Source organism: Salinifilum ghardaiensis (assembly GCF_054491345.1).
Window position 1 is genome coordinate 2,468,219 of the sequence record NZ_CM137101.1, and the last position, 18,685, is coordinate 2,486,903.

Genomic DNA, 18,685 nt, shown 5'->3' on the forward strand with positions numbered 1-18,685 from the left:
GTGTTCGGGGACAACTGCGCGTGCGCGGCGCGAGGATGAGATCGGCTCCGGGGCACCCCGGGGCGAGATCCGCCTCAGCACACGGGAGGAGGGCTGATGACCACCGTTTCCGCGGCGGTCGCCGAGGTCGTCGCCGAGCACACCACCGAGGTCTTCGCCCTGATGGGCAACGGGAACGCCCACGTCACCGACGCGCTGGCGCGGCACGGCCGCACCACGATCACCGCGGTGCGCCACGAGGCCGCGACGGTCGCCTCCGCCGACGCCCACCACCGCATCAGCCGACGCACCGCCGTGGCCACCACCACCTACGGCCCGGGCTTCACCAACGCGCTGACCGCGCTCGCCGAAGCTCGCATGGCCCGCACGCCCCTGGTGTACGTGGTCGGCGACGCCCCCACCACGGGGCCCCGCCCCGCCGACGTCGACCAGCGGGGACTGGCCGCGGCCGTCGGTGCGCCCGCGGTGGCGGTGGATGCGACCGGCCCGCGCGCTGCCGCGCGCCGCGCCTTCGAGATCGCCGCCGCCCGGAGGGTGCCGGTGGTGCTCCTGGTCCCGTACGACATCGCCACGAGCGAAGCCGCCGAGGAGGAACCGCGGGCCGGGATGCCGCTGTCCGCGCCGACCCCGGAGGTGGACCGCGCCGCCGTGGCCGAGGTGGGCTCCGCGCTCGCCGCCGCGCGGCGCCCGCTCGTCCTGGCCGGCCGGGGAGCGCGCTGCGCCGCGGGGCGGCTCGGCGAACTCGCCGACCGCCTCGGCGCGCTGACCGCCAGCACCGCACCCGCTCGGGGGACCTTCACCGGACGGGAGTGGGACCTGGGCGTGTGCGGCGGGTTCGCCTCGGAGGAGAGCTCCAAGCTCATCCACCAGGCCGATGTGGTCCTCGCCGTCGGCGCCGGGCTGAACCAGTTCACCACCGCGTTCGGCGCCCAGTTCGCCCGCGGGGCGACGGTCGTCCAGGTCGACCTCGAACCGGCGTGCCCGCAGGCGCACCGGCACCTGGCCGGCGACGCCGAGGAGGTCACCACCGCGCTGCTGGAGGAACTCGGCGCGGGGCCGCCCCCGGAGGAGCGCTGGGACGGCCTGGCGCAGCACGCCCGCAGCTCGCAGCTGCACCGCAGCCGCGACCGGGGCGAGGAGTGCGCCCAGGACGGGCGGCTCGACCCCCGCAGCGCCATGGCGCGGCTCGACGAGGTCCTGCCGCGCGAGCGCCAGGTCGTCACGGATGGCGGGCACTTCCTCGAGTGGCCCAGCACCTACCTGGACGTGGCCGCACCGGACGAGCTGGCCATGGTCGGCACCCACTACCAGTCGATCGGGCTGGGGTTCCCGTCGGCCCCCGGTGCCGCCCGCGCCCGGCCGGAGGCGACGACGGTCGTGGTCACCGGCGACGGCGGCGGCCTCATGGGACTGCCCGACCTGCACTCGCTCGTGCGCGCGGCGCGCAGCGCGGTCGTGCTCGTCGTCAACGACGCCTGCTACGGCGCCGAGATCCACCAGTACGGCTCGCGCGGGCTCGACGAGCGGGTCATGAACATCGACCGGACCGACTTCGCGGCGCTCGCCCGCGGTTTCGGCGCGACCGGCGTGACCGCCGCGACGTTGCGCGACCTCGACGCCGTCGAGGACTGGGTGCGCTCCGGTGCGCGCGGCACCCTCGTCGTCGACGTGCTGATCACCCGCACCGTCGTGGCACCGCACATGCGGGAGGTCGTCGAGAAGACGCTGGCGGGGTGAACGGGACCGGGGACCGCACCCGGCGGCGCCGCGGGATGACCACGCTCAGGAGCCGGCCACGGCCAGGACGCTCGGCCCGAGCGCGCAGAAGCGGTGCCGGGCGCCCCGCTTCACCCGTGCGCAGCAGGATGCTGCCCGTCCTCGACCGGACGAGCGCCGCCCTCCGTCCACTGCGGCGAGGGCAGCAGCTTCGGCGCGGTCTCGCTGATCGTGGACACCGCGGACGTGACCAGCGGGTGCTCGCTGCGGCCGCGCCGCGTCGCGGCGATGATGCGGCGCGCCGGGGCGGGTTCGCCGTGCAGCGGGATCCGCACCACGGGCCGGTCGTGCAGCCGTGCGAGCCGCGGGACGAGGATGATGCCGAAACCGTGCGCCACCAGGGCCGTTCCGGTGTCCCACTCGTCGGCGTAGTGGGCGATGTTCGGCGTGAACCCCGCGGACATGCACGCGGTCAGCACCAGCTGGTGGTACGTGCTGCCGATGTTCCCGACGATCCACGGCTCGTCCGCGGCGTCGGCGAGCGTGACGCGGGACAGCTCCGCCAGCCGGTGCCCGCCGGGCACGACCAGGTCCAGGGGGTCGTCGAGCAGCGGTTCCTGGTCGAAGCGCTCGTCGCTCGTCGACGGCGTGCCGGCGGTGTTGATCACCAGGGCGAGGTCGGCGTCGTCGGACAGCAGCAGGTCGAAGCAGTGCGCCGGTTCGGCCTCGATCACGCGCAGGTGCACCTGGGGGAAGCGCTCCCGCAGATGCGCGGCCGCGGGCGGCAGCAGGTGCGTGGCCGCGGTGGAGAACCCGCAGAGGGTGAACGACCCGGCGGGTTCCTCGGTGGCCGAGGCGAGCTCGGCGTAGGCGCGTTCGGCCTGGGCCTGCAGCGCTTCCGCGTGCCGCAGCACGGCGCGGGCGGCAGCGGTCAGCTGGACGCCCCGTCCGGACTGGACCAGCAGCTCGACGCCGAGCTCCTCGGCCAGCTGGCGCAGCTGGTACGAGACCGCCGAGGGCGTGTAGTGCAGCGCCGCCGCGGCGGCGGTGACCGTGCCGTGGCGGGCGAGCATCTGCAGCACCTTGAGCTTCGCATCAACCATGCAATCATTTTGCACGGTCCATCGGAGAAACGTCTGATTCTCTTCAGCGGTGTTCCGCGGCAAGCTGGACGCGTGATGACGAAGCTGGGGCTTGCTGATGACCGCGGAACCCTCCCGAAAGCGCGCGCCACCGGAGGCGAGGAGGTGCGCACCGGGCTGTACGTGCTCGTCGTGCTCACCGCCGGGGCCTACCTGCCGAGCCCGCTGTACCCGGGCTACCAGGAGGCCTTCGGCAGCAGCGATCTCGTGATGACGCTCATCTACGCCACGTTCGCCCTGGTCAGCGCACCGGCGCTGCTGCTGTTCGGCTCCGCCTCGGACGCGGTGGGGCCGCGCTCGGTGCTGCGGATCAGCCTCCTGCTCGCCGCTGCCGGCTCGGCGGGCTTCGCGTTCGCCTCCGGATCCGCGTGGCTGCTCGCCGCGCGCGCCGCGCAGGGGCTCGCGCTGGGAGCGGTCACCGGGGCGGCGAGCGCGCTGATCAGCACCGGTGCGGGTGACCGGAGCAGCAGCCGGGGGAGCAGCGCAGGTGTGCTGACGAGCACCGCGTTCGTGGCCGGCACGGCCGCCGGCCCGATCGCCGCCGGGGTGCTGGCCGAGTACGCCCCCGCGCCGCACCTGCTGCCGTTCCTGCTGCACCTGGCGCTGCTGTGGACCGCCTGGCTGCGCGTCTCGGCGCTGCCCGCGGTGCGGCGGAAGCGGCGGTGGAAACCGACCCGCCCGCACGTCCCGGCCGGCATGCGCCTGCTGTTCACGACCGCCGCGCTGACCGGGTTCCTGGCCTGGGCGGTGGCCGGGCTGTTCCTGTCGGTCATCCCGACGCTGCTCGGCCGCTCCGACCAGACCAACCTGGCCGTCACCGGCGGAGTCCTCGGCGCGGTGCTGATCTGCTCGGTGCTCACCCAGCCGCTCGTGCCCCGGCTCGGCGTGCGGCGCGCGCAGCTCCTCGGGCTCGCCGCCCTGCTGGCCGGTCTCCTCGTCCTGGCCCTGACAGCGGCGGAGTCGACGGCGCTGACGCTGTGCGCCGCGGTCGTCGCCGGCGCCGGGCACGGACTGGCCTTCGGCGGCGCGGCGGCCGTCGTCGACGAGGTGTCCCCGCAGGAGCAGCGCGGCGCGATCACCGGTGCGCTCTACCTCGCCTTCTACCTCGGTTCCGGGGTCCCCGCCGTGGCCATCGGTCTGATCACGCTCGGCACCTCGCTGGCGGTGGCGACGACGTGGGTCACGGGCGTGGCCGCGGTGCTCGTGCCGCTCGCCGGCGCCGCGGTGGTGCTCACGCGCCACCGGCGGCGCGCGGCGCTCGCGGTCTGACGGGCAGCGCACCGCGGCGCCGGCTCGCCGGTGCCGCGGTGCGGCGGTCGCCCTGCGGCCGGCGGTGGTGCCTCCCGGGATCCTTCCACAGTGGAACTGCCGCCCGCGGTGGAACTGCGGCCCGGCGCGGCCGCGGACGCGCGGACGGCCGGATCGCTCCGGCTCGTGCCGCTCCTGCTCCGACCCCGGGGGAGCGCGGCGAACCGGGCAGCAGGGCGAGCGCGCCGGTGAGGAGCGTCACTCCCTCCTCGTCGAGAAATATTGCGGCTGCTGCGCGGGTTTCGCGAGGGGGACTCTGCAACGGAGTGGTTCGACGATCCCGACGAAAGGCCTGCGTCTATGTCCGTCCCGCTGTCCATCCTCGACCTGGCGACGGTCGGCAAGGGGGAGACCGTCGGTGAAGGCTTGCGCAACAGCGTTGCGCTGGCCCAGCGAGCCGAGGAGCTCGGCTACCGGCGGGTGTGGTACGCCGAGCACCACAACATGCCGTCGATCGCTTCGTCGGCGACGAGCGTGCTCATCGCGCACGTCGCGGCGCACACCGGCACGATCCGCCTCGGTTCCGGCGGCGTCATGCTGCCCAACCACGCGCCGCTGACCATCGCCGAGCAGTTCGGAACGCTGGAAACCCTGCACCCGAACCGGATCGACCTGGGACTGGGGCGCGCGCCGGGCACCGACCAGAACACCCTCCGGGCGCTGCGCCGCGATGCGAGCTCGGCGGAGGGCTTCCCGCGCGACGTGCAGGAGCTGCAGGGCTACCTCGGCGAGCAGACCCTGGTCTCCGGGGTGAACGCGACGCCGGGCAAGAACACCAACATCCCCCTCTACGTGCTCGGCTCCTCGCTGTTCGGCGCCAAGCTGGCCGCTTCGCTGGGGCTGCCGTACTCGGTCGCCTCGCACTTCTCGCCGGACGCGCTCGAGGAGGCCGTCGCTGCCTACCGGTCCGAGTTCCAGCCCTCGCAGCAGCTGGCCGAACCGCACGTGATCGCCGGTGTCAACGTGCTCGCCTCCGACACCCTGGAACAGGCGCGCGCGGACTTCCAGATCGTCAAGCGCGCCCGGTTGAAGATGCTGGCGGGCGGAGGCCGCAGGTTGACCGACGCGGAAGCCGACCAGATCCTGGACTCCCCGCAGGGCAGGCCGGTGACCCAGATGGTCAAGTACTCCGCGGTCGGGACGGCCGGCGATGTCGCGGAGTACCTCGACTGGTTCACCAAGCACGCCGACGCGGACGAGCTCATCGTCGCCCACCAGCCGCCCACGTTGGACAAGCGGCTGCGTTCGGCCGAGCTGCTGGCCGAGGAGTGGGGCCTGCAACCGAGCTGAGCTCCCGCGGGCCGTGAAGCGGCTGCGGCTGCGCGGCAGTCGCTCCGGCGCTCGGCGCAGTGCTCCGCGGACGAGCACGGCTCCGGGGCTGCGGCCCCGCCCGCCGGCAGCGGGACGCGGCCGGACTCCGGGGAACTCGGTGGGGAAGTCGGTGCGGTGCCGAGGGCGCCCCGTGCCCGGAGTCCTATCGTGCTGCGGTGACTTCTTTCGCGCTGCTGCTCGCCTTCGGGGTGCTGACAGGAGTGACCACCGTGCTGTTCGGCTTCGGCGGGGGTTTCCTCACCGTGCCGGTGGTCTTCGGGTTCACGGCGGCCACCGCCGGTGCCGCGACCATGCACGTCGCGGTCGCCACCTCGACGGCGGTGATGGTGGTGAACTCGCTGACCGCGACCGCGGCGCACGCGCGTGCGGGCCGGATCCGGCGGGAGTACGTGTGGCCGATGACCGCCTTCATCGCCGTCGGCGCGGCGCTCGGCTCGTTGGCCGCCGCACGGATGGAGGACGGGGTGCTGCACGCCGTGTTCGTGGTCTACATGGTGCTCACCATCGTCGATTGCGTGGTGCGCTCCGGTTTCCTCACCCGGAGCGGGGACGGCGCCCCGCGGCCGCTGGGTCCGGTCGGCGGCACGGTCGGCGGCATCGGCATCGGTGCGATCGCGAGCGCCCTCGGGGTCGGCGGCAGCGTGCTCACCGTGCCGCTGCTGCGCCGCAGAGGGTTGCCGATGAGCGCGGCCACTTCGATGGCCAGTCCGCTCAGCGCGCCGGTCGCCGTGGTCGCCACGGTCATCTACGCGTGGTCCGGGACCGCGGCATCCCAGGCAGGCCGGATCGGCTACGTCGACCTCGTCGCCGCGGCCGCGTTGCTGTGCGGTTCGATCCCGACGATCGCGCTCCTCCGGAGGATCCCCGGCCGCATCCCGGATCGCGTGCACGCCGCCACCTACCTCGCCCTGCTCGTCGCCGTGACGAGCACGATGCTCGTGATCCCCGCGAACGGCTGACGTGCCGTGACCTGTTCGCCCGCGAGGTCGGCTGACCTCGCGGTTGACCCGTGTTCCGCGCCCGCTGGCACGATTCCCGCCGACGTTCCGCAACGTGTTTGCCACGAGCTCCGTCGCGGAGGCTCACCGGTGCGGCCCGGGCTCGTGCCGCGCGGCGGCGAGTGCTGCTTCGTCGGCGGCGGTGTCGGCTTCGGTCCAGGTGGATCCGGCGGGTGGGTGGGCGAGGTGCCAGCGCACGGATTCGGTGACGCGCTCGGCGGGGGTGGCCGGGGCCCAGTCGAGCAGGGCCTGAGCCCGGGCGACCGAGATCAGCAGGTGTTGGGCCGGGGCAGCGGTCAGCGCCAGGTCCGCCGGCAGCGCTGCCTCGGGGACCCGGACGAGTTCGGCCTCGGCCTCGGCGGCCTCGAGGATCTGGGTGAACCACGTGGACAGCGGCCATGTCTCGGTCTCGCCGAGGTTGATCGTGCTCCCGTCCGCCCTCCGGGAGTCGAGGGCGGCCAGCACACCGGTGGCGAGGTCGTCGACGTGCCCGCGGGTCCACAGCAGGTTGGCCGCCCCCACCGGGATGCGCCGCCGTCCGGCGCGCAGCCGGCGCAGCACGACGTCTTCGCGCCGTTGCCAGTCGTGCGGGCCGTAGACCAGCGGCAGGCGCAGCACGGTGGCCCCGCGGGGCCGCCACCGGTCCTCGACGTCGAGCTTGTCGTAGTCCTCGGGTACGTGGGCGAACCCGGCACCGCGGTAGGGGTAGCGCTGGCGGCGCAGCTCGGCCTCTTCGGTCACGGGCACCGGTGCCTCGCAGCGCCCGCTGCGCAGGCCGGTGTGGGCCTGGTACACGTCCTGACTGGACAGCACCACCGCCGGCACCTCGGGCAGCGCGGGCAGCACAGCCTCGACATCGGCCGCGGTGAACGCGCAGGTGTCCACCACCGCCTGCGGGGCGAACCGGCGCACCGCCGCGGCGTGGTCGGCCAGCTCGCGCCGGTCGGTCCGCAGCTGCTCCACGGGCACCCACGGATCGGGCGCGCTGCGGCCCCGGTGGACGACCAGAACCTCGTCACCGCGCTCGTGCAACCGCTCGACGACGCGGCGACCCACGAACCACGTTCCTCCCAGCACCAGTACCCGCACTCGGTGACGGTCGCACAGCGGGCCCGCGGAGGACAGTCGCGCTCGCCGACGGCGAACCGCGACCCCGCGGTGCGGTTGCCGATCCTCCGGCGACGTGCTGGCCACGTGTGGTGCTCGTGGTGGCGCGGCCGGAGTGGTGAGCTGCGCCGTGCGAAAACCGCTTGCCGGAGCGGTGCGGTCCGCTCGTAGGATTTCGGCGTGAGCGGGAGCAGCGACGTCACCGACCTGATCAGGACCAACCGGCACCACTGGGACGAGCGGGCCCCCATCAACGCCGCGAGCTCGTTCTACGACCTCGACGGGTTCCGGGCGGGTGCCGAGGACCTCGACCAGTTCCAGCTCGACGAACTCGGTGACGTCACCGACCTCGATGTGGCCCACCTGCAGTGCCACATCGGGCTGGACGCCCTGTCCTGGGCCCGCCGCGGGGCCCGCGTGGTCGGCCTGGACTTCTCCGCCCCGGCCACCCACGTGGCGACCGGCCTCGCCGCCGATCTCGGTCTCGGCCACCGGGCCCGATTCGTGACCGCCGACGTCGATGCTGCCGTCGACGTGCTGGGTGCGGGTGCGTTCGACGTCGTCTACACCGGCAACGGGGCGCTGATGTGGCTGCCCGATATCGAGCGCTGGGCCCGCACCGCAGCCGGCCTGCTGCGCCCCGGAGGCCGGCTCTACCTCGCCGAGTTCCACCCGCTGACCGACGTGCTCGACGACGACCGCGGTGCGACCGTCACCCGCGACTACTTCCTCCGCGGCGCGCGCACCTACGACTCCCCGGGCTCGTACGCCGACTGGCGGGCCGAGACCGCGCACAACACCGCGACCGAGTGGCACCACACCCTCGGCGACGTCATCAGCGCCGTCGCGGGAGCCGGGTTGCGGATCGAGTTCTTCCACGAGCACGGAACGATCCCGTTCCAGCGTTACGCCGCGCTCGTCGCCGAGGGGGCGCGCTTCCGCTACCCCGAGCGGTCTGCACGCCTGCCCCTGATGTACTCGCTGGCCGCTGCGAAGACCGCGCCGTGAGGATCTCGCACTTCGATCCCGGCCCGTTCGTTCAGCAGCAGCACCCGGCGTCCGAGCGTGGCGCGCGGAGGGGTCGGTGCACGGACGCGGTCTCGGCCGGACCGTTCCGCCGCGTCAGCCCAGCCCGAGCTGCTCGACGACCCGCGCGACCTCGGCGCGGTCGTCACCGGTGAGCTCGCGCACCGGGCGCGGGAGGTTGGGGTGGCCGATCAGACCGAGCACCTCCGCGACCGCGGAGATCACCCGCAGGCTGCCGTGGCGCGCGAACAGGTCCCACAGCGGCTGCAGGCGCCGCGAGACCGCCATGGCGGTCTCCGGGTCGTGCGCCTGGGCCGCGCGGGTGAGCGCCAAGGCCGGTTCCGGAAGGGTGCCGCCGATGGCGGAGTACCAGGCCTGGCAGCCGCTGGCGAGTCCGGTCGCGGCGTTCGGGTCGCCGCTGACTCCGATAGTGACGTCCGCGGGCAGCAGCGAGCGCAGGTGGGAGACGCGCTCCGCGGCCGCTTCCGGGCAGGTCGGCACCCCGGGGATCTTGATCGAGGCCACGCGCGGCAGCTCGGCGATGCGGCCGTGGAGCTCGCCGGTGAAGGTGAAGTGGGTCGTGCCGGGATTGTCGTAGACCACCAGCGGCACCGACAGGTTGGCGGTCACGTCGGCGTAGAGGCCGAAGACCTCCTCGTCGGTCAGCGCCTGGTACGACACCGGGGCGAGCAGGACGGCCGCGGCGCCGGCGTTCTGCGCGTCCTCGGCCAATTCGAGCACGTGCCGTGTGGACAGCGCGCCGATGCCGGCGATGACGGGGACGTCCCCCGCGTGCTCGACGGCCAGGCGCGTGGTGCGGGAGCGCTGCTGCCGGGTGAGGTACGGGTACGAGCCCGTGGAACCGAGCGCGGTGATCGAATCGACGCCCGCGGTGGCGAGCCGTCCGACGAGGCCGGTGAAGGAGGCTGCGTCGATGCCGTCGGCGGTGAGCGGCGTGAGCGGGAACGCGCTGAGTCCGGTGAACACGCGGGTCGCCTCCACGGAGCGGGAGCGGGCGGACAACGTTCAGCACACTCTGCCACCTCGTGCGAGCGGTGGCCGGTGCGGTGCCCGCGCGGAACCGGGTGGCTCCGGTGCACCGCCCACGGTGCCGGCGGTCGCGCAGCGCCGTCACGGGCCCGGAATCGGAGGCGCCCGGACCCGGGTGCTGCGCCCGGGGTCCCCTCGTCCTCATCCGCGTTCGCGCGGCCAGGGGTTGCCCTCGAGCTCCTCGATGCTGAGGTTGAAGCTGGTGAGCAGCTCGGTGAAGGTGGCTATCCGCTCCTGCGGCCAGTCGGCGACGACCATCTCCACGCCCTCGCGGTTGCGTTCGCGGTCGGTGGCGAGCTGCGCCAGTCCCTCCCGGGTGGGGCGCAGCCTGCGCGCCATGCCTCCCTCCGGATCGGCGAACCGTTCGAGCAGTCCCCGTCGCAGCAGCGGCGCGACTTGGCGGTTGACCGTGGAAACGTCGAGGCGGAACGCCTCGGCGAGCTCCCGCAGGGACATCGCCCCTTCCGCCTCCAGGCGGGTGAGCAGCAGGTAGGCCGAGCGCTCCAGGTGCTGTCCGGGGCGGGACTGCTGGGTGGCGAGGTGGTGCCTGGCGAACAGGAGGATCTCCCGCTCGAGCTCGTTGAGCGTCTGCTGGGGCTCTGCCACTGCGGTCTCCTTCGTGCGCATCGTTGCCGCTTCCATGCTCCCGCCGTGAACCGCGTCACAGTAATGTGCATAGTACATTCCATATGTATGATGCACATTGGAAGTGGCCGCCGAGTTCGCACCGGCGCCTCGCACGACCGCGCGGAAGGGAAACTCGATGACTTCCACCCGGCCCGCACGAACGCTGGAGACCTACCCGTACGTGCGAAGCTGCCCCTTCAGCCCTCCTGATGCCTTCGCCGAACTGCGCGAGACCGCCGGCTTCCCCGCAGTGCGCACCTACGGCGGCACGGAGCCTTGGCTCATCACCCGTTACGAGGACGCCAAGGCCGTGCTGTCCAGTCCGGACTTCAGCGCCCGGATGGACAAGCCCGGATACCCGCTGATGTCGGCCGCCGACGTCCAGCAGTCCCAGCAGGAGCGGAACACCAGCCTCATCCGCACGGACGATCCCGAACACCTCGAGAAGAGGCGGCGTCTGACCCGCGAGTTCACCGTCAAGCGGATCAACGCGATGGAACCCGAGATCCAGCGGATCGTCGATGAGTCGATCGACGGGCTGCTGGCTGCGGGCAAGCCCGCCGACCTGGTGGCGCGGATCGCCCTGCCCGTCCCCTCGCGCGTCATCTGCCTGCTGCTGGGCGTGCCCTACGAGCAGCACGCCTTCTTCCAGCGCAAGTCCGCCGAGGCGCTCTCGGGCCGGTCCGACGAGGCCACCGTCTCCGCGGCTCTGGGCGAGCTCGGTGCGTTCCTCGACGAGCTCATCGAGAAGAAGGTCCACGACCCCGGTGAGGACCTGCTGTCCCGGCTGGTCCGCGATCACCTGCTGCCCGGGACCATCGACCGGCACGAGGCCGTCGTGATCGGCATGACCCTGCTCGTCGCCGGGTTCGAGACGACGAGCAACATGATCGGCCTGGGAACCGCCGCGCTGCTGCGCCACCCCGACCAGTTGGCTGCGTTCCTGGAGGGGGACCGGGCACTGCAGGACAACGCCGTCGAGGAACTGCTGCGCTACCTCACCATCGCCCAGCACCCCCGCCAGTTCACGGCCGTGACCGACACCCGCGTCGGCGACCGCACGATCCGGCAGGGCGAAGGGGTGCTGATCGCGCTGCCCTCGGCCAACCGGGACGACTCCGCTTTCGGCGATCCCGACGCGCTCGACATCGCACGGCAAGCCCGCTCCCACCTGGCCTTCAGCTACGGCACCCACCAGTGCCTCGGCCAATCGCTGGCGCGCCGCGAACTGGTGCTGGTCTACCGGAGCCTGTTCACCCGCGTGCCCACCTTGGAACTGGTCGACTCCGACGCGGAGTTCGACCTCAAGGAGCACTCCCGCGTGCACGGTTTCAACTCGCTCAACGTCACTTGGTAGGAGGTCGCGAGCCATGAAGGTGTCCATCGACGAGGACAAGTGCGTCGGCGCCGGTCAGTGCGTGCTGACTGCACCCGAGATCTACGACCAGCGCGACGAGGACGGCGTCGCCTTCCCGATCGTGGCCGAGCCGGAAGAGCACCACCGCGCGGAGGTCGAGGAGTCAGCCCGGGTCTGCCCCGCCGCCGCGATCCGCATCGAGGACTGAACCGTGGCGGAGGACGTCGTCATCATCGGAGCCTGCCTGGCGGGCATGTCCACCGCCGGGGAACTGCGCTCGCTCGGCTTCGACGGCACGATCACGCTGATCGGGGAGGAGAGCCGGCCACCCTACGACCGGCCACCGCTGTCGAAGCAGGTCCTCACCGACGGGTGGGGCGCGGAGCGGCTCCACCTGCCGGGCCACGACGCGCTCGCGGACCTGGACATCGCGGCACGGCCGGACTTCACCGCCGTCGCGGCGGACCTGGCGGGCGGCGTCGTCGCGCTGCACGACGGGGCGGAAGTGCCGTTCGATCACCTGGTGGCGGCCACCGGGGCGTCCCCGCGGCCGTTCCCCGCGTGCTCGGCGCAGCAGCCCCCGCGCACACTGCGCACCGTCGAGGACGCCCACCGGCTGGGCGAGCGGTTGCGGCCCGGCAAGCGGGTGGTGATCATCGGCGCCGGATTCCTGGGTACCGAGACGGCGTGGTCGGCCCGGGCGCTGGGCTGCGAGGTGACCCTGGTCGGCACCGACCCGGCCCCGCTGCCGGGCCTCGGTGCTGAGGTCGGTGGCGTGCTCTCCTGCGTGCTCGCCGAGGCCGGTGTCACCCTGCGCACCGCCACCGGCGTGACCGACCTCCGTGATGGCGAGGACGGCGTTCAGCACGTGCTGCTGACCGACGGCACCACGCTGCGGGCCGACGCGGTCGTCGCCGCGATCGGCGCGGACCCCCGGGTGGAGTGGCTCGCCGGCAACGGGCTCGACCTCTCCGACGGCGTGCTGTGCGACGCGGCCGGCCGAGCAGCCCCAGGTGTGTACGCGGCCGGTGACGTCGCGCGGTGGTGGCATTCCGGGCTCGGTCGCCACATCAGGGTCGAACACCGGATGAACGCCGGTGCACAGGGGCGGTCGGTCGCGCGCACCATCCTCGGCGCGCAGGGAGGATCCACCCCGGTTCCGTTCTTCTGGAGCGACCAGGGCCCCAACAAGCTCGCCGTCCACGGCCACATCACCGCGGGGGCGCGGTTCGAGCTCGGGAGCGGAACGCTCGTCGACGGCGGTTTCGCCGGTGCCTACTACGAAGACGACCGCGCCGTGGCAGTGCTGTCCTGGAATTCCCCCAAGGAGGCGCTCCGGCTGCGACGTGCACTGCTCACCTAGGGCACGCACCGGGACCCACCGAAGTGCCCACCCGCACGCCCCCGCCGGAAGGAACCACCGTGCCCTCTTCGCTCCGCCGGGCCTCCTCCGGTGCCATCACCGCTGTGCTCTCGGGCGGCGGCATCGTCGTGTCGCTGATGCAGAGCCTGGTCGTGCCGATCATCCCCGCCCTCCCGCAGCTGCTCGACGCCTCGCCCACCTCCACCGCGTGGGTGGTCACCGCGACGCTGCTCGCCGCTGCCGTGGTCACCCCCGTCAGCGGGCGGCTCGGCGACATGTACGGCAAGCGCCGCGTGCTGGTGCTCAGCCTGTTCTCCCTCGTGCTCGGGTCCGTCGTGTGCGCCGTGTCGGACTCGCTCACCCCGATGGTGGTCGGCCGCTTCCTCCAAGGTTGCGCGACGGGCGCCATTCCGCTGGGCATCAGCATGCTCCGCGATGAGATGCCCCCCGAACGCGTGGGCACGTCGGTCTCGCTGATGAGCGCGACGCTCGGCGTCGGCGGCGCGATCGGACTGCCGCTGGCCGCGGCGGTGGCCCAGTACGCGGACTGGCACGTGCTCTTCTGGCTCTCCGGCGGCCTGGGAGCGGTGTGCCTGCTGCTCGTCGTGCTGCTCGTCCCGGAGTCGCAGGTGCGCACGTCGGGACGGTTCGACACGGTGGGCGCCCTGGGGCTGACGGCGGGTCTGGGATGCCTGATGCTGGCGATCATCCAGGGCGGCAGCTGGGGTTGGGGCAGCGCGACCACGCTGGGGCTGTTCGCCGCGGCCGCGTTGGTCCTGTTCGCGTGGTCGTTCGTCGAGTTGCGCGCCGAGCAGCCGCTGGTGGACCTGCGGGTGGCGGCGCGGCGGCCGGTGCTGTTCACCAACGCGGCCTCGGTGCTGGTGGGTTTCGCGATGTACTCGATGTCGCTGACCGTGCCCCAGCTGCTGCAGGCCCCGCCGAGCACCGGTTACGGCTTCGGGCAGTCGATGCTGGCCGCCGGGCTCGCCCTGGCGCCGGCGGGGATCGTGATGATGCTGCTCTCGCCGGTCTCGGCGCGGATCTCGGCCCGCTGGGGGGCGCGCGTCGCGCTGATGGTCGGGCTGCTCGTCATCGCCGGTGGTTACGGCTTCGGGCTGCTGCTGATGGACGCGGTGTGGAAGATCGTGCTCTCCACGGTCATCACCGGCGCGGGCATCGGCATCGCCTACTCCGCCATGCCCACGTTGATCATGAACTCCGTGCCCGTGACCGAAACCGGAGCTGCCAACGGGCTCAACGCGCTGATGCGCTCGATCGGGACGTCGACGTCCAGCGCGGTGATGAGCGTCGTGCTGGCCCAGCTGACAGTGCAGCTCGGCGCGGCCGCGGTGCCGACCGAGCGGGCGTTCCAACTGACCTTCGTGCTCGCCATCGCCGCCGCGCTCGTCGGGGTCGGGCTGACCGCGCTGGTGCCCCGGCAGCTGTCGACCATCTCCGAGCGGACCGAACGGGACGCGAGCGCAGCGACGATGGCCGCGGCCGAGTGACTCCGCTCGGGAACGCAACTTCCGCGAAAGGAAACCGATGAACAGGCTCGAGAGCAGAACCGCCGTCATCGCGGGAGCGGCCACCGGGATCGGATTCGCCGCCGCCCGGCTGATGGCTGAGGAGGGCGCGCAGGTGCTGCTCGCCGATCTCGACGAGCAGGGCTGCCGGGACGCGGCGGCGCAGATCCGCGAGGAGGGCGGCACCGCCCGCGCCACGACCGTCGACGTGGCCGACGAGGAGTCGATCGCAGCGATGATCGACGAGGCCGTCTCCGCGTTCGGCGGGCTGCGCGTGCTGTGCAACCACGTCGGGGGCAGCGATCCCGCCCGGGACCTGGACCTGCTGAACATGGACATGGCGGAGTGGGACAGGGCGATGAACCGCAACGTGCGCAGCACGGTGCTGGCCTCGCGGCTCGCGATCCCGCACATGATCGCCGCCGGCGGCGGTTCCGTCATCAACACCGCCTCCATCGCCGGTGTGGAAGGCGACGCGGTGCAGTGCGCCTACGGTGCGGCCAAGGCCGCGGTCATCAGCCTCACCCGCTACATCGCAGCGCAGTACGGTCCCCGCGGGATCCGCTGCAACGCGGTCGCCCCGGGGGCGGTCATGACTCCCGCGCTGCGGGACAACCTGCTCGCCGAGGCCCTCGAGTCGATCCTGCGGCACACCCCGGTGGGGGACGTCGGCGAGCCGGCGGACATCGCGCACGCGATGGTGTACCTGGCCTCCGCGGAATCCCGCTACCTCACGGGGCAGTGCCTGGTCGTCGACGGCGGCACGACCAGCCAGAGCGCCCTGGCACCGCAACGCAGGGCGGGCGTCGCCACCGGGGAGAGCGACTGACGCCCCACCCGCCCTGGGCATCCAGGCACCGGACGCTGCACACCAACGATCCCGGGAGGTCCAACGATGAGGCTGCACGGCAAGACGGCGATCGTCACGGGCGGTGCCGGCGGCATCGGACGGGGTGTCTGCGCGGCCCTCGTCGCCGAAGGCGCCAACCTCGTGCTCGTCGACATCGATGAGCACGCCGCTGCCGGGACGGCCCGCGAACTCGCCGAGTCCGTCCCCGAGGCCGCGGAACGGGTCACCTTCCTCGCCCGCGACATCAGCCGCCCCGAATCCGCCGCGTACGTGCTCGCTGCCGCCGTGGACTCCTTCGGCGGCCTGGACGTGCTGGTCAACAACGCCCACGCCTCCCGGCAGGCCTCCCTCCTCGAGCACACCCCGGAGATGTTCGAGCTGTCGTTCAACAGCGGCTTCTTCGCCACCTACCACTTGATGCGGACGTGCCACCCGCGCCTGGCGGAGCGCGGCGGCAGCATCGTCAACTTCGCCTCCGGGGCGGGGCTGAACGGGCAGCCCCACCAGGCTTCCTACGCCGCGGCGAAGGAGGCCATCCGGGGGATCAGCAGGGTCGCGGCCCGCGAATGGTCCCCGGACGGCATCCGCGTCAACCTGATCTCCCCCATCGCCCGCACGCCGGGGGTGGAGGCCTGGGCGCAGACCCACCCCCAGCAGCACGAGCAGGTGCTGGCCGGGATCCCGCTGGGCAGGATGGGCGATCCCGAGCACGACATCGCTCCCGTCGTGGTCTTCCTCGCCAGCGACGACAGCCGCTACATGACCGGGCAGACCCTCATGGCCGACGGTGGTTCGATCATGCTGCGCTGAACCACCGCGGGTCAGCCCAACAGCGAGCGCGCCATGACCATGCGCTGGATCTGGTTGGTGCCCTCGTAGATCTGGGTGATCTTGGCGTCGCGCATCATGCGCTCCACCGGGAAGTCGCGCGTGTAGCCGGCGCCGCCGAGCAGCTGCACGGCGTCGGTGGTGACGTCCATGGCCACGTCGGAGGCGTAGCACTTGGCCGCGGCGGAGATGAACCCGAGATCGCCCTCCCCGCGCTCGGCTCGCGCGGCGGCGACGTAGACCATGTGCCGCGCGGCCTCGGTGCGCATCGCCATGTCGGCGAGCATGAACTGCACGCCCTGGAAGTCGGAGATCGGCTTGCCGAACTGGCGGCGCTCCTGCACGTAGTTCGTGGCCTCGTCCAGCGCCCCCTGGGCCAGACCCACGGCCTGCGCGCCGATCGTCGGACGGGTGTGGTCGAGCGTCTTCAGCGCGGTCTTGAAGCCGGTGCCCGGTTCGCCGATGATCCGGTCACCGGGGATGGTGCAGTCCTCGAAGTGCAGCTCGACGGTGGGCGATCCCTTGATGCCGAGCTTCTTCTCCTTGCCGCCGACGACGAAGCCGGGGTCGTCGCGGTGCACGGCGAACGCGCTGATGCCGTTGGCGCCCTTGTCCGGATCGGTCACGGCCATGACCGTGTACCAGGCCGACTCGCCGCCGTTGGTGATCCAGCACTTGGTGCCGTTGAGCACCCAGTTGTCGCCGTCGGCGTGCGCCCGCGTCTTCATCGAGGCGGCGTCGGAACCGGCCTCCCGCTCGGACAGGGCGTACGAGGCGGTGGCCGCGCCCGAGGCGATGTCGCCGAAGACGCGCTGCTTGAGCTCCTCCGAGGCGGACAGCAGCATCGGCACCGTGCCGAGCTTGTTCACCGCGGGGATGAGCGAGGACGAGCCGCACACCCGCGCGACCTCCTCGATGACGATGCAGGTCGCCACGGAGTCGGCGCCCTGGCCGCCGTACTCCTCCGGGATGTGCACGGCGTTGAACCCGGCCCGGGTCAGCGCGTCGCGCGCCTCGTGCGGGTAGCGCTCCTGCTCGTCGACCTCCGCCGCGTGCGGGGCGATCTCCTTCTCGGCGAGCGCGCGGATCGCCTGGCGCAGCTCCTCGTGCTCCTCGGCGAGCTGGTAGGTGTCGAATTCGGGGTTCACCGGGGCCTCCGTAAGTTCACCGCCGCGCGACCGCGTCGCGGCGCGCGAGTCCTGCACACGTTGCGATGCCAGCGATGTTAGCGGCACTGAGTGCCACGAACAACCGGAGTCGGTGCTACGGTGCGCCCATGTGCGCGGCGACCGACCACGACCCTGCACCGGGTGCGCGGGCCGAGCGGGCCGAGCGGGTGCGGCGCGCCCTCACGCTGGCCGCCCTGCAGCACTTCGACGAGCAGGGGTTCGAGGCGACCACGGTGGATCAGATCGCGGCCACGGCGGGAGTGGGGCGGCGGACGTTCTTCCGCTACTTCCGCTCCAAGGAGGACGCGGTCTTCCCCGGGCACGACCAGTGCGTGCGGGAGGTCTCGGAGATGCTCGACGCGGCCGACCCCGAGGCGGACCCGTGGGCGGTCGTCACCCGGGCCAGCGAGCGCGTGCTGGAGATGTACCTGGCGGAGCCGGAGATCTCGCTGCGGCGGTTCGCGCTGACCAGGGCGGTGCCCTCGCTGCGGGACAGGGAGATCACCGGCACCGACCAGTACCAGCGGGTCTTCGGGCGGTTCCTGCGCGGGCGCTTCGCCGGGCGCAGGCGGGGTGAGCTGTGGGGGACCGTGGCCGCGTCCGCGATCGTGGCCGGGCACAACCACGTGCTGCGGCAGTGGCTCAAGAGCGGGGGAGAGGTCGACGCGCGGGCGCTGCTTCACGAGGCGCTGGCCGAGCTCGGCGAGGTGTTCGCGGCGGTGGGCGCGGAGGAAGCGGCCGAGCAGCGGGACGACGAGGTGATCGTCGGCGTCGTGCGCACGTCCTCGACCGGCGGTGCGGTGCTGCGGAAGGTCCGCGAGGCGCTGCGCGAGGCCGCGGCCGACTGAACCCGAGCAGCCGGAAGGGAGCGGCACTCGATGCCATCTTTGCGTGTTTATTGCATTGATTACTTCAGTGTTGAATGAAATTAAATCCCGATCCTGCTCCGGAACCACAGCAACGACGGAGGAGAGGCCCGCCCGGGCCCCGCTGGGAGTGCCGGTAGCGCACGTCGATCTCGCTGAGTCGAGCGCTCCGGACCAGATCGCGCGGGCGGCGTGCCGCTGAGCTGCTCAGGCGTTGAGGAAACGCCGGGTCAGCCCCGGGGCCAACCAGGGGCGTCGGCCCCACGCGGTCACCCGCCGGTCAGGGCCGGCCGGATCGGCCCCACGCGGCCGTAGCTGAGCAGCAGCTGCGTGACCGGTTCAGCACTGAGGTGCACGTCAACACCGACATCGCCCGGCGGATCGGCGTCGAGATGCCCCTCGGTGAAGCGGTACACGTAG

General features: G+C 72.6%; 18 protein-coding genes. 12 read left to right on the forward strand and 6 right to left on the reverse strand.

Annotation, left to right across the window (positions count from 1 at the left end):
• Nucleotides 1-96: 96 nt before the first annotated feature.
• A complete protein-coding gene (locus ACVGV0_RS11265) occupies nucleotides 97-1,737 on the forward strand; it encodes a thiamine pyrophosphate-binding protein (protein WP_459159809.1) in 1,641 nt (546 codons plus the stop codon).
• Between the two features lie 110 nt (nucleotides 1,738-1,847).
• Here the strand turns inward: ACVGV0_RS11265 and ACVGV0_RS11270 are convergent, their stop codons facing one another.
• Nucleotides 1,848-2,819: a LysR family transcriptional regulator gene (locus ACVGV0_RS11270; RefSeq protein ID WP_459159810.1), complete on the reverse strand. Its 972-nt coding sequence runs from the start codon at nucleotides 2,817-2,819 to the stop codon at nucleotides 1,848-1,850.
• Nucleotides 2,820-2,894: 75 nt separating this feature from the next.
• Between ACVGV0_RS11270 and ACVGV0_RS11275 the strand changes: the two genes are divergently transcribed.
• The 3 genes from ACVGV0_RS11275 to ACVGV0_RS11285 all read left to right on the forward strand — a co-directional run bounded on the left by ACVGV0_RS11275 (nucleotide 2,895) and on the right by ACVGV0_RS11285 (nucleotide 6,457).
• Entirely contained in the window at nucleotides 2,895-4,127 is a 1,233-nt protein-coding gene (locus ACVGV0_RS11275; protein ID WP_459159989.1) for an MFS transporter, read from the forward strand.
• Nucleotides 4,128-4,466: 339 nt separating this feature from the next.
• The gene (locus ACVGV0_RS11280) at nucleotides 4,467-5,456 is read left to right on the forward strand and encodes an LLM class flavin-dependent oxidoreductase (RefSeq protein ID WP_459159811.1); all 990 of its coding nucleotides are present in this window, start codon (nucleotides 4,467-4,469) and stop codon (nucleotides 5,454-5,456) included.
• 197 nt (nucleotides 5,457-5,653) lie between these two features.
• Nucleotides 5,654-6,457: a sulfite exporter TauE/SafE family protein gene (locus ACVGV0_RS11285; protein WP_459159812.1), complete on the forward strand. Its 804-nt coding sequence runs from the start codon at nucleotides 5,654-5,656 to the stop codon at nucleotides 6,455-6,457.
• 123 nt (nucleotides 6,458-6,580) lie between these two features.
• On the opposite strand, the gene ACVGV0_RS11290 is transcribed toward ACVGV0_RS11285, so the two are convergent.
• Nucleotides 6,581-7,834 (reverse strand): NAD-dependent epimerase/dehydratase family protein, encoded by a 1,254-nt coding sequence (locus tag ACVGV0_RS11290; RefSeq protein ID WP_459159813.1) that lies wholly within the window; start codon nucleotides 7,832-7,834, stop codon nucleotides 6,581-6,583.
• Between ACVGV0_RS11290 and ACVGV0_RS11295 the strand changes: the two genes are divergently transcribed.
• A complete protein-coding gene (locus ACVGV0_RS11295) occupies nucleotides 7,784-8,611 on the forward strand; it encodes a class I SAM-dependent methyltransferase (protein WP_459159814.1) in 828 nt (275 codons plus the stop codon). The two genes, ACVGV0_RS11290 and ACVGV0_RS11295, sit on opposite strands and share 51 nt — an antisense overlap.
• A gap of 114 nt (nucleotides 8,612-8,725) precedes the next feature.
• On the opposite strand, the gene ACVGV0_RS11300 is transcribed toward ACVGV0_RS11295, so the two are convergent.
• Together ACVGV0_RS11300 and ACVGV0_RS11305 are read right to left on the reverse strand one after the other, a co-directional pair.
• Entirely contained in the window at nucleotides 8,726-9,616 is an 891-nt protein-coding gene (locus tag ACVGV0_RS11300; RefSeq protein ID WP_459159815.1) for a dihydrodipicolinate synthase family protein, read from the reverse strand.
• Between the two features lie 204 nt (nucleotides 9,617-9,820).
• Nucleotides 9,821-10,285: a MarR family winged helix-turn-helix transcriptional regulator gene (locus tag ACVGV0_RS11305; RefSeq protein WP_459159816.1), complete on the reverse strand. Its 465-nt coding sequence runs from the start codon at nucleotides 10,283-10,285 to the stop codon at nucleotides 9,821-9,823.
• A 157-nt stretch (nucleotides 10,286-10,442) separates the two neighbouring features.
• Here ACVGV0_RS11305 and ACVGV0_RS11310 point away from each other — a divergent pair, with 157 nt between their 5' ends.
• The 6 genes from ACVGV0_RS11310 to ACVGV0_RS11335 all read left to right on the forward strand — a co-directional run bounded on the left by ACVGV0_RS11310 (nucleotide 10,443) and on the right by ACVGV0_RS11335 (nucleotide 16,212).
• The gene (locus ACVGV0_RS11310) at nucleotides 10,443-11,663 is read left to right on the forward strand and encodes a cytochrome P450 (protein WP_459159817.1); all 1,221 of its coding nucleotides are present in this window, start codon (nucleotides 10,443-10,445) and stop codon (nucleotides 11,661-11,663) included.
• A gap of 13 nt (nucleotides 11,664-11,676) precedes the next feature.
• Nucleotides 11,677-11,871, forward strand: coding sequence for a ferredoxin (locus ACVGV0_RS11315; RefSeq protein ID WP_459159818.1), 195 nt, complete (start codon nucleotides 11,677-11,679; stop codon nucleotides 11,869-11,871).
• 3 nt (nucleotides 11,872-11,874) lie between these two features.
• On the forward strand, nucleotides 11,875-13,026 hold the full coding sequence (locus tag ACVGV0_RS11320; RefSeq protein WP_459159819.1) for an NAD(P)/FAD-dependent oxidoreductase: 1,152 nt from the start codon (nucleotides 11,875-11,877) through the stop codon (nucleotides 13,024-13,026).
• A 137-nt stretch (nucleotides 13,027-13,163) separates the two neighbouring features.
• Nucleotides 13,164-14,534 carry an MFS transporter gene (locus tag ACVGV0_RS11325; RefSeq protein ID WP_459159990.1) on the forward strand — a complete coding sequence of 457 codons (1,371 nt, stop codon included), beginning with the start codon at nucleotides 13,164-13,166 and terminating at the stop codon, nucleotides 14,532-14,534.
• Nucleotides 14,535-14,571: 37 nt separating this feature from the next.
• Nucleotides 14,572-15,381: an SDR family NAD(P)-dependent oxidoreductase gene (locus tag ACVGV0_RS11330; RefSeq protein WP_459159820.1), complete on the forward strand. Its 810-nt coding sequence runs from the start codon at nucleotides 14,572-14,574 to the stop codon at nucleotides 15,379-15,381.
• A gap of 66 nt (nucleotides 15,382-15,447) precedes the next feature.
• The gene (locus ACVGV0_RS11335; protein ID WP_459159821.1) at nucleotides 15,448-16,212 is read left to right on the forward strand and encodes an SDR family NAD(P)-dependent oxidoreductase; all 765 of its coding nucleotides are present in this window, start codon (nucleotides 15,448-15,450) and stop codon (nucleotides 16,210-16,212) included.
• Nucleotides 16,213-16,223: 11 nt separating this feature from the next.
• On the opposite strand, the gene ACVGV0_RS11340 is transcribed toward ACVGV0_RS11335, so the two are convergent.
• Nucleotides 16,224-17,378, reverse strand: coding sequence for an acyl-CoA dehydrogenase (locus ACVGV0_RS11340; protein ID WP_459159822.1), 1,155 nt, complete (start codon nucleotides 17,376-17,378; stop codon nucleotides 16,224-16,226).
• Nucleotides 17,379-17,506: 128 nt separating this feature from the next.
• Between ACVGV0_RS11340 and ACVGV0_RS11345 the strand changes: the two genes are divergently transcribed.
• Complete coding sequence (locus tag ACVGV0_RS11345) at nucleotides 17,507-18,247, forward strand: TetR family transcriptional regulator (protein ID WP_459159823.1); 741 nt, start codon at nucleotides 17,507-17,509, stop codon at nucleotides 18,245-18,247.
• Between the two features lie 287 nt (nucleotides 18,248-18,534).
• On the opposite strand, the gene ACVGV0_RS11350 is transcribed toward ACVGV0_RS11345, so the two are convergent.
• Nucleotides 18,535-18,681, reverse strand: coding sequence for a hypothetical protein (locus tag ACVGV0_RS11350; RefSeq protein ID WP_459159824.1), 147 nt, complete (start codon nucleotides 18,679-18,681; stop codon nucleotides 18,535-18,537).
• Nucleotides 18,682-18,685 lie beyond the last annotated feature (4 nt).

Bases quoted from the DNA above. Each gene is read 5' to 3' on its own strand.
- ACVGV0_RS11265 (WP_459159809.1), top strand. From the start codon at position 97: ATGACCACCGTTTCCGCGGCGGTCGCCGAGGTCGTCGCCGAGCACACC.
- ACVGV0_RS11270 (WP_459159810.1), bottom strand. From the start codon at position 2,819: ATGGTTGATGCGAAGCTCAAGGTGCTGCAGATGCTCGCCCGCCACGGC.
- ACVGV0_RS11275 (WP_459159989.1), top strand. From the start codon at position 2,895: ATGACGAAGCTGGGGCTTGCTGATGACCGCGGAACCCTCCCGAAAGCG.
- ACVGV0_RS11280 (WP_459159811.1), top strand. From the start codon at position 4,467: ATGTCCGTCCCGCTGTCCATCCTCGACCTGGCGACGGTCGGCAAGGGG.
- ACVGV0_RS11310 (WP_459159817.1), top strand. From the start codon at position 10,443: ATGACTTCCACCCGGCCCGCACGAACGCTGGAGACCTACCCGTACGTG.
- ACVGV0_RS11315 (WP_459159818.1), top strand. From the start codon at position 11,677: ATGAAGGTGTCCATCGACGAGGACAAGTGCGTCGGCGCCGGTCAGTGC.
- ACVGV0_RS11325 (WP_459159990.1), top strand. From the start codon at position 13,164: ATGCAGAGCCTGGTCGTGCCGATCATCCCCGCCCTCCCGCAGCTGCTC.
- ACVGV0_RS11330 (WP_459159820.1), top strand. From the start codon at position 14,572: ATGAACAGGCTCGAGAGCAGAACCGCCGTCATCGCGGGAGCGGCCACC.
- ACVGV0_RS11335 (WP_459159821.1), top strand. From the start codon at position 15,448: ATGAGGCTGCACGGCAAGACGGCGATCGTCACGGGCGGTGCCGGCGGC.
- ACVGV0_RS11345 (WP_459159823.1), top strand. From the start codon at position 17,507: ATGTGCGCGGCGACCGACCACGACCCTGCACCGGGTGCGCGGGCCGAG.